The following is a 7781-nucleotide window of genomic DNA, read 5'->3' as shown; positions in this document are numbered from 1 at the left end:
ATCAACCCGCCGCCAAACTTCGGCGGGGCCGTCAACTACGGCAGCGCGTTCCTCCCGGCCCACTTTCAGGGAACCCGCATCAACGACGCCGGCGAACTCGCCCACCTGAAAGCCGGAACCTCCGGCGATCTTCAGCGAAAGCAACTCGACTTGATCCAGGGGATGAACCGCGATCTGGCCGCCACGCCCGGCGCCCCGGATCAGGTGGATGGCGTGATCGAGTCCTACGAACTGGCCTTCCGGATGCAGGGGAAGGTGCCGCAGTTGCTCGACATCTCGAAGGAACCGCAAAAGGTGAAGGACGCCTACGGCATCAAGCCCGGCCCGGCCGGGGCCTTCGCCCGGCAATGCCTCATGGCCCGGCGGCTGAGCGAGGCCGGTGTGCGGTTTGTGGAGATCTGCCAGCCGGGCTGGGATCATCACAACAACCTGCACAAGGGGTTGATCAACAATTGCGCCGCCGTCGACCAGCCGACCTCGGCCCTCCTGGCCGACTTGGAGAATCGCGGCCTGTTGGAAGACACGCTGGTGATCTTCGGCAGCGAGTTCGGCCGCCAGCCAACCACTCAGGGCGTCGACGGCCGGGACCACAACATCACCGGCTACCCGATGGCCCTCGCCGGGGCCGGCATCAAGAAGGGTGTCACCTACGGGGCCACGGACGAGTACGGCATCAAGGCCGTCGACGGCCGGATGCACACCAACGACCTGCACGCCACGCTGCTGGCCCTGATGGGCCTCGACCATGAGAAGTTGACCTACCGCTATGCGGGCCGCGACTTCCGGTTGACGGATGTGGCCGGCAAAGTGGCCCGAGAAATCATGGCGTGAGCCCATTCCGCTGTGTAATTTGTCCAACAAGTCAGATCAGTGGTCACGTTTGGAAGCGATTCCGGTGACAGAAATTGACCGGGCAATTTCTGTCACCTTGAAGAACAATAGACTGTCTGCCTGATCTTCAAAGTCCACCTCTGGACCACAGATGCCCGTAAAACAATTTTTCAGTGTCCACTTAATCAAGTCGGTCACTTCTTCATGGGCAGGCAATGTCTAACAAAGCAAGATGCAATGCTGGATCCGCCAGACAGGCGGTGTTTGGTTTTGGGTGTTTCTTCTCACACCATTACTTGGAAAACTCATTCAGAACAGAACCCGGCCAAAATGAAGCCTTCCGGATGGGAATTATGAGCAATCGCTTGGTGATCTTGGCGGCGGCCATGTTGGCCATGCTGCTTCCCGGCTGTGTCTCCCGCCAAAATGACCCGTCTGACGTCATCCGGATCGGCTATCAGAAATGGGGCAGTTTTTCGATTCTGAAGACCTCGGGTGAATTGACCAAATCATTTGAGCCGAGGGGAATCCGAATCGAGTGGATCGAATTCCCCTCGGGACCTCCACTGTTGGAGGCTCTCAACGCCGGAAGCATCGACATTGGCCATGCGGGGGATTCGCCCCCGATCTTCGCCCAGGCGGCCGAGATCCCGTTTGTCTATTTTGCCGCATCGTCGCCGAGTCCGGACAGTTCCGGGCTTCTTGTCAAAAACGAATCGACGATCAACGGCGCCAATGACCTTCGCGGTCGTCGTGTCGGCTTCGCCAAGGGAACCAGCGCCCACACCATGATTCTGCGTTACCTCGAAAAGCACGAAATGAAGATCACGGACATCGTGGCCATGTATCTTTCGCCCGCCGACGGTCGGGTGGCGCTGGAATCCGGTTCGATTGACGCCTGGGCTGTTTGGGACCCGTACCTTGCCGCGGCGGAACAGGCGGGCGGACACCGGAAACTGGCCACCGGGAAAGGGTATGTCGAGGGGCGAGAATTCTATTTTGCGTCTCGACGAATGGCCGAGAGTCATCCGGAACGACTGACGGAATTTCGAGCCGAGCTGGCTCGCATCAAGTCCTGGGCCAAGGAACGCCCGGACGAGGTCAATCGGTTCTTGTCGGCCGAAACGGGGATTCCCATGAATGCGGTCGGCCTCGCGGAATCCCGCCGGTCCCGCTATGACACGCACGACATCAACGAAGACATGATCGCCGCCCAGCAATCGCTGGCGGATCGATATCTCGAACTCGGCCTGCTGCCCCGGAAAATCGCCATCCGGGATGCCGTGCTGAAACGGCCGGCCGTGGGAAAAGAATAATGCCACTCAACATTTTTTGGTTCATACCAACCCAAGGCGATGGTCGCTTTCTGGGAACCACCGTCGGCGGCCGGCCGGCGACAATTGATTACTTCGCCCAAGTCGCCCGCGCGGCCGATGCCTTGGGATATGAGGGGGTGTTGCTGCCGACGGGACGCGGGTGTGACGACGCCTGGGTGACGGCTTCCGGCCTGGCCGCCATCACTTCACGATTGAAATATCTGGTGGCCATCCGGCCCGGTCTTGTGAGTCCGACCCTCGCCTACCGGATGGCGGCGACATTTGACCGCCAGTCGCGAGGGCGGATCTTGATCAATGTTGTCGCGGGGGGAGACACCGAGGAATTGCAAGGCGACGGCGTGTTTCTTTCCCATGATGAGCGCTACGTCCAAACCGATGATTTTCTGACCGTCTGGAATGGCTTGGCGAACGGGGAGACAGTCAACTATTCCGGGCCGCATGTCCGGGTGAACGGGGCAAGGCAGTTTTTTCCGGCGTTCCAATCACACATTCCGCTATATTTCGGCGGTTCCTCCCCGGCGGCCATGCGGGTGGCGGCGAAGCACATCGATCTCTACCTGACATGGGGCGAACGACCCGAGCAAGTGGCCGAGAAGATCGCCGCCATGCGGGAACTGGCCGACCGGCAGGGTCGCTTCTTGCGTTTTGGAATTCGCCTGCACGTGATTGTCCGCGACACGGTCGCCGAAGCCCGGCGGGATGCGGAAAAACTCATCGAACATGTCACGCCGGAAGTGGCGGCGGAGGCTCAAAACGTCCTGGCGAAGTACGAATCCGACGGGCAGCGGCGAATGCTGGAGCTACAACGCGGCGGCCGGGAAGGGTTGTGGCTGAGGCCGGATTTGTGGGCCGGCGTCGGCTTGGTGCGAGGCGGGGCGGGCACGGCGATGGTGGGGGACGGCCCGGCCGTGGCCGCCCTCATCCGGGAATATGCAGACTTGGGCATCGACACCTTCATCCTGTCCGGGTATCCGCATTTGGAGGAGGCATATCACTTCGCCGAACATGTTTTCCCGCTTCTGCCCGACCGAAGACCGGCGGAAACCGAAAGTCGCGGCGAGGTGATCGCCAACGGGGCGGTTCGCGTTCCCGGAGGGGCAAACGGTTCCTCATGACACACCGGCTTTTTCCGTGGCTTGTGCCTTTGTCATTGTTGATTGCGTGGCAGGCGGCCGGAGAGTTTGGCTGGCTTTCCAATCGAATCATGCCCGCCCCCTCGGCCGTTTTGCGGGCGGGTTTCCGGCTGGCCGAATCAGGAGAGCTGGCACGCCATTTGGGAATCAGCTTTCAGCGGGCGGCCAGCGGCTTTGTGATCGGCGGCGGGCTTGGCCTGATCCTTGGAATCCTCACCGGGGCTTCGCGAATTGCCGAATCGCTGATCGACAGCACGATGCAAATGCTCCGGACGATGCCCCATCTCGCGCTGATTCCCCTGGTGATTTTGTGGCTGGGGATTGGCGAGGCCGCCAAAGTGTTTCTCGTCGCCCTCGGAGTGTTGTTCCCGGTGTATCTCAACACGCATCACGGCGTGCGAAACGTTGATCCGGGCCTGATTGAGATGAGCCGGGTCCACGGCCTCGGCCGATGGGGATTGTTCAGGCGGGTGTTGCTGCCGGGCGCCTTGCCGTCGATTCTCGTGGGCGTCCGCTTCGGCCTTGGCGTCATGTGGCTCACCCTCATCGTCGCGGAAACCATTGCCGCCGCCAGCGGCATCGGATATCTGGCCATGAACGCCCGCGAGTTTTTGCAAACCGATGTGGTTGTCCTGAGCATTCTCCTTTATGCGCTGCTTGGCAAACTGGCCGACACCATCGCGAGATGGCTGGAACATGTTCTGTTGCCCTGGCATCCCGCCCATGCCCGATCCCTCTCGTCAAGCAAACCGGGGGAAATCCCATGAACTTGGGAGTGGATGTCGAGGTGACGGGCCTTTGTCGGCGGTTTGGTGGCAAGGTGATTTTGGACCAGTTGAATCTGTCCTGTCGGGCGGGGGAGTTTGTCGCCATCGTGGGCCGGAGCGGAAGCGGCAAGAGCACTTTTCTGCGACTGCTGGCCGGCTTGGACCGGCCGGATGATGGTGATGTTCGGGTAGAGGGCAAGGTGTTGACTGGTCTTTGCCCCTCCTCGCGAATGATGTTTCAAGACAGCCGGTTGCTTCCCTGGCTACGAGTGGGCGACAACGCCGGCTTGGGTCTTCCGAAATCAGAGCGGAAGCGGAGCCTCGAATTGTTGGGTCAAGTCGGGCTTGCCGACCGCGTCACCGACTGGCCCGCCATCCTTTCCGGAGGCCAGAAGCAACGAGTCGCGCTGGCCCGTTCGCTGGCGGCGGCTCCGCGGTTGCTTTTGCTCGACGAACCGCTTGGCAGCCTCGATGCCCTGACCCGGCTGGAGATGCAGCAACTGATTGAAACGCTTGTGAAAGAATCAGGGGCGACGACGATCTTGATTACCCACGATGTCGAGGAAGCCGTGGCCCTGGCCGACCGGGTGATTCTGCTGGCCAAGGGCCGGCTGGCTCATGAATGGGAGATTGATCTCCCGCGACCGCGAGATCGATCTGGCCAAGGGTACGTCAATCTGACCCGTCAGATTTTGGGAAAGGTTTTGGTGGAATGAGGTTTTCGCAAATGACAAAGTTGTTCGAGATCACTTTGGGACAGTCTGTCAGGCGGAGGCGATCTCGAACAACAATCGCATGTCATTTGATGGAATAATCAAGAGGCGGCTTCGCTGTCTGATTCGGAGTCTTCGGTAGAACCGCAGGTGCTCTTGATCACCGGCTCCCGGCCGGCACCCAGAATTTCGCCTTTGGAATCAAGATCAAGATTAATTTCGTTGGCGCCCGGTTGCACTTCCTTGACCAGAGTTGATTTGACATTATATTTTGCCGGGAGTTTCTCAACGACAATCACGGATTTTTTGCCGATGTTGTCAACTTCCCCGCCGACGGTAACACTCACCTTATGCTTGCCGACGGCGGCTCCTTTCAGCTTCTCCGTCCGCATTAGTTCAAAATTTCCAGAATCGTCAGTTCGGCTCACCGACGGGCGGCTTCCATTTTCAGGTTGAAAGACAACCAAGGCGTTGGGAAGAGGCTTGCCATCCAGGGAAACCCGGCCTTTCACGATGGCGACGTTTTCGCCACAACCGGAGATGGCAAGGCAAAGTAACAACATGAATCCAAATCGGCTGTTATTGCTCATTTCACTTTCCTGAAAATTACACAATTTCAAATTAATTTGGTTTTGTTCATCGAGAGATTCGGGCAATCGGGCGCGTCGCTTGATTGCTCAAATACAATATGGCGGCAAATCGGTCCGTTGAACGGCTGATGGTATCCGTCAGATAGCCTGGCAGTCACTTTCGCAAGGGGAAGATTAAGCCGGTTATCTCAAATCAGTAATCAACCACTTGGGCGTCGTTTCGAGTTCCAAGACGCTGGTAGGTTCCGACACCCGGATAATCGGTGTCGGCGCAGGTGACCGTGGGATCGGCTCCCGACCAGCAATTGCCATTGTTGAAACTGATGCTGTCGCGGATGAACCGAACCGAGCCGTCGGCATAAAGGAAATTGGCGCCTCCCGTATGAAGGCTGGAAAATCCCTCGTCGCATCCGCCCGGTGTGATGATCGGAGAATTCAGCGCCACGCTGATTCTGCCAAGAGTGTAGTTGGTTCCGACATTTCCATTTCCCGCGGGGTTCCGGTTGCCCACCCAAGTTCCGGCCCCGCATTTGGTGGTTCGTTCTCCAACCAAGAATGTGTTGCTTGTCCCGTCAGAAATGCTCGCCATATTGCTCGTGCTTGCGAGATACAAAACGCCGGTGTTGTTAAGACGACCGTGATCTCCGCCGCCCGCCACCGCGATATAATTCGCCTTGGCCACTTGATAACCCGCTGGAAAACTGTTCCCGGTAAAACTTCTCGTCAACAGGGAAGCGGGGTCGTCGGAAGGACACAGGAAGACCGGAAGCCGTGTCTGGCAGAGCGTTTGAATTGTTGTGTTCGCGCCCTGCGTGTACAGTGCGACTGTGTCAACATTCAATTGCTGAAAAAGCGGCCCTTGCTCCAAGTGAGGCAAAATATAAGCGCCCCAGCCCCATGATTCATTGTTGGCGCCTCCGTTCACTGCCCCCGTGGGAAAGGCTTGAGTGTTGTCATGATAAGAATGCAAGGCCAGTCCGATTTGCTTGAAGTTATTCTGACATCGCAATCTTGACGCGGCCTCGCGGATTTTTTGCACGGCCGGCAGCAGCAATCCAATTAAAATGGCAATGATCGCGATGACGACAAGAAGCTCAATGAGCGTAAACGCGCGGCGATCTCGACATATTGTCGTTTTAATGGCTTGGTCCTTTCAAGAAATCATTGACGAGATGGATGCCTTAAATTGACGAGTCAATTCAAGACAGTATTGCGATACCCAACCTAGATTATCGTTGAGCTGATGAAATTCAAATGAGATGCGATAGTCCATCGCTTAGGCATGAGCTACCCTGTCAGGTGGATACTTTGTCAAGTAAACACTGCTGCAATTGGACACTTTGTCAAGTTTATATTTTTTTGAGGAGGCGCTCGCCAATATATGTCAACAGCTAAAATCTAACGACGACTATGAATATGCTACTTTGTCAACTATTTTTAATTTCTCATTCTTGGCTGGATCGTCTGACAGAGTTGTAAGGATGGCGCATTTGCGCTTGCCCGAGGGAACTTGAATATGGTCAAGACGATGATGAGCCCAAACCCACAAGATCCTTGGCGATTGGCATGTTCTAAATGGAAATGACCAAGGACGGCGGCAATATAACCTGCCCCAACAGCGATAAGGTTTGCTGCGAATGCCTGATGGACAGCGCCTCGCCCTAGTGGTTTGTCGCTTCGACACCGCGCGACTGTATTGACGGCCGGTGTTTTCCGACATGGCCTAACCGGAAAAACACCGGAAGGAATTTTGTCACTGACGCATGCACTGATCAGCTTGGGATGTTCTGTCGAAATTCTTTTGACACTTGGCTGCCGGCCGCTTACATCGCCTGTCACCGAAGGCCGCTCCGCCAAACCGCCTCCGGCTATTGGAAATCGGTCCGAGCACGCCGGCATGCTGGTTGTTCGGCCGCAGAAGAGACTTGAATATTGCTCCGGGCAAAGGATTTGACAATGGTCTCAAGATCTTGGCAACAATTCCGGGCGACGGTCTTTTGCATCTCCGCGGCGGTCTGCTGGGCGTGCCTGGGTTGTCAGCCATCAACTCCACGAAACTTTGGTGTTGTCAAGCCGGGAGTGTTATACCGCAGCGGCCAAGTCACTGCGGAGGAGTTTGGACAGGCGCTCACGGACCACCGAATCCGAACGGTGGTCACTCTCCGGCCAGTCCGAGGTGAAACGCCAAACTCGGATGTCCGCGAGGAGGAGATTTGTTTGGCTCGCGGAATAAGATACGTCCGAATTTCACCCCGAATACCGAATGGACATGCCGGCGAATCTCCGCTCGGACCCGTCGCGGCGGACTTCCTGCAAATCATGGACGACCCGGCCAATCACCCGGTTTGGGTCCACTGCACGGCGGGCCGGGATCGCACTGGGGCGATGTGCGCGGCGTACCGGATGGAAC

The 7781-nt window shown here is 57.4% G+C and carries 8 protein-coding genes; 6 read left to right on the top strand and 2 right to left on the bottom strand.

The features are described 5' to 3' along the window. The 5 genes from BGIM_RS0101560 to BGIM_RS0101540 form a co-directional block, all read left to right on the top strand. Positions 1 to 831, top strand: an 831-nt coding sequence (locus BGIM_RS0101560; protein ID WP_029629643.1) for a DUF1501 domain-containing protein, incomplete at its 5' end; no start/stop codon positions are given. Between the two features lie 353 nt (positions 832 to 1184). Continuing rightward, the gene (locus BGIM_RS48240) at positions 1185 to 2147 is read left to right on the top strand and encodes an aliphatic sulfonate ABC transporter substrate-binding protein (protein WP_020468046.1); all 963 of its coding nucleotides are present in this window, start codon (positions 1185 to 1187) and stop codon (positions 2145 to 2147) included. Next, a complete protein-coding gene (gene ssuD / locus BGIM_RS0101550) occupies positions 2147 to 3283 on the top strand; it encodes an FMNH2-dependent alkanesulfonate monooxygenase (protein ID WP_020468045.1) in 1137 nt (378 codons plus the stop codon). Before BGIM_RS48240 ends, ssuD begins: the two co-directional genes overlap by 1 nt. Continuing rightward, a complete protein-coding gene (gene ssuC, locus BGIM_RS0101545; RefSeq protein ID WP_020468044.1) occupies positions 3280 to 4068 on the top strand; it encodes an aliphatic sulfonate ABC transporter permease SsuC in 789 nt (262 codons plus the stop codon). Before ssuD ends, ssuC begins: the two co-directional genes overlap by 4 nt. Beyond that, positions 4065 to 4784: an ABC transporter ATP-binding protein gene (locus tag BGIM_RS0101540; RefSeq protein ID WP_020468043.1), complete on the top strand. Its 720-nt coding sequence runs from the start codon at positions 4065 to 4067 to the stop codon at positions 4782 to 4784. Before ssuC ends, BGIM_RS0101540 begins: the two co-directional genes overlap by 4 nt. Before the next feature lie 98 nt (positions 4785 to 4882). Here BGIM_RS0101540 and BGIM_RS56795 read toward each other — a convergent pair whose 3' ends face one another. Beyond that, positions 4883 to 5437 carry a carboxypeptidase-like regulatory domain-containing protein gene (locus BGIM_RS56795; protein WP_052639615.1) on the bottom strand — a complete coding sequence of 185 codons (555 nt, stop codon included), beginning with the start codon at positions 5435 to 5437 and terminating at the stop codon, positions 4883 to 4885. Between the two features lie 127 nt (positions 5438 to 5564). Beyond that, the gene (locus BGIM_RS48230) at positions 5565 to 6470 is read right to left on the bottom strand and encodes a DUF1559 domain-containing protein (RefSeq protein WP_238537580.1); all 906 of its coding nucleotides are present in this window, start codon (positions 6468 to 6470) and stop codon (positions 5565 to 5567) included. An 857-nt stretch (positions 6471 to 7327) separates the two neighbouring features. Here BGIM_RS48230 and BGIM_RS68135 point away from each other — a divergent pair. After that, positions 7328 to 7781, top strand: a 454-nt coding sequence (locus BGIM_RS68135) for a fused DSP-PTPase phosphatase/NAD kinase-like protein (RefSeq protein WP_162136240.1), incomplete at its 3' end; no start/stop codon positions are given.

The sequence above is a fragment of the Zavarzinella formosa DSM 19928 genome (genome assembly GCF_000255705.1).
GTDB lineage: Bacteria > Planctomycetota > Planctomycetia > Gemmatales > Gemmataceae > Zavarzinella > Zavarzinella formosa.
This window is presented reverse-complemented; position numbering and strand designations above follow the sequence as displayed.